Annotated in this window: 1 protein-coding gene; it reads right to left on the reverse strand. The window is 45.4% G+C overall.

Annotation, left to right across the window (positions count from 1 at the left end):
- Positions 1–147: 147 nt before the first annotated feature.
- A partial coding sequence (locus ACO0LB_RS20705) for an aldehyde dehydrogenase family protein (RefSeq protein WP_423052602.1) occupies positions 148–346 on the reverse strand: 199 nt, incomplete at its 5' end.

A 346-nucleotide genomic window follows, 5' to 3' on the forward strand; every position in this document is an offset into this window, starting at 1 on the left:
GTCGATATATTTATTTCCATCCACATCCCACACGTGAGCATTCTCTGCTTTTTCGACATAAAGTGGGTACAGTGCGCCCATGCCTTGAGCGATAACTTGGCTTCTTCTTTGATGTAGTTGTTGATTTGTCATTGTCATGTCCTTTGATTAGTTGCCGCCAAAGCAGAGATATTTGATGCTCATGTATTCATCGATACCTTGTTTTGCCCCTTCACGCCCGATACCGGACTGCTTAACTCCACCGAAAGGGGCTACCTCGGTAGAGATCATGCCTTCGTTAATTCCTACCATGCCGTACTCCAGTGCTTCTGCTATCTTCCATACACGGTGGATATTTTGGCTATAG

Origin of the sequence: Undibacterium sp. SXout7W (assembly GCF_049339385.1) — a bacterium.
Taxonomy (GTDB): domain Bacteria; phylum Pseudomonadota; class Gammaproteobacteria; order Burkholderiales; family Burkholderiaceae_D; genus Undibacterium.